The sequence below is a fragment of the Bradyrhizobium sp. genome (genome assembly GCF_016462955.1).
Lineage (GTDB): Bacteria > Pseudomonadota > Alphaproteobacteria > Rhizobiales > Xanthobacteraceae > Bradyrhizobium.
Genome location: NZ_JAEMSD010000716.1, coordinates 1 through 1,095, shown reverse-complemented (window position 1 = coordinate 1,095; position 1,095 = coordinate 1). Strand labels below are relative to the sequence as shown.

1 protein-coding gene is annotated in these 1,095 nt (G+C 67.0%); it reads left to right on the top strand.

Annotated elements, in window-relative coordinates:
• A partial coding sequence (locus tag JHD07_RS37315) for a hypothetical protein (RefSeq protein ID WP_291631289.1) occupies positions 1–963 on the top strand: 963 nt, incomplete at its 5' end.
• Between the last annotated feature and the right edge of the window lie 132 nt (positions 964–1,095).

The window sequence follows — 1,095 nt, the reverse complement described above, 5'->3', positions numbered from 1 at the left end:
GGCCGTTCCTATCCCGCTGGCACGCTCATCTTCCGCAATTCCGGCACGGACGGGCTCGCCGCGAAGCTTCAGCGTCTCGCCGCCGAAACCGGCGCGAGCATCACAGGGATCGACGACAGCTGGATCACCGACGGCCCAAGCTTCGGCAGCACCAAGGTGGTGAGCCACAATGCCCCGCGCATCGCTCTCGCATGGGATGCGCCAACGCGATCCAGCGCCGCGGGCAATCTCCGGTTCGTGATCGAGCGCCAGTTCGGCTACCCTGTGACACCGATCCGCACGTCGTCGCTGTCCTCAAGCGAAATCTCGCAGTTCGACGTCGTGATCCTGCCCGAAGGCGGAAACTTTGGCGGCGTGATGGGGGATGGCGGCGCGGGCCTGCGCGCCTGGATGCAGCGCGGCGGCGTTCTCATCGCGATCGGAGAAGCAGCGCGGTTCGTCTCGGATCCCAAGTCCGACATGGCGTCCATCCGTCGCGAGACCGCGTTCCGGAAAGACAAGCCTGCAACGCCCGACGACAAGGCGACTGCGCACGGAACGGAACTCACAACGCGCGATGCGCTGGCGGCCGCAGAAACGCCGATCGAGGAGTCCCCGGACGCTTCCCCCGGCGCACTGGTGAAGGCGACGCCCGATTTTGACCACTGGCTGGCCGCGGGTCTCAAGCCGACGCTCAACGTGCTGATGTCGGGCGGCGACATCTTCACGCCGGTCAGGCGCGACCACGGCGTCAACGTCGTCAGCTTCGCCGGCCCGGAGGACCTCGTTGTGTCAGGCTATCTGTGGGAAGAGACGAAGCGGCAGCTCGCCTTCAAGCCGTTCGTCGTGGTGGAGCCGAAAGGGCGCGGCCAGCTCATCGTGTTCACCCAGAACCCGACCGTGCGCGCCTATCTCGACGGCCTCAACGTGCTGCTCGCCAACGCCATCTTCCGAGGTGCGGCGCACGCGAACCCGGCACGCTGATCCGGCTGCAGCCTCAGCCCGCAGGCGCGTCGGCTGCGCTGGCCTTGTGCGCCACGGGGACAGCGGTCGTGACAACCTCTGTGCGATCGGGCTCCGGCAGGCGATAGCGCTGCAGAATGCGCGTCATGATCC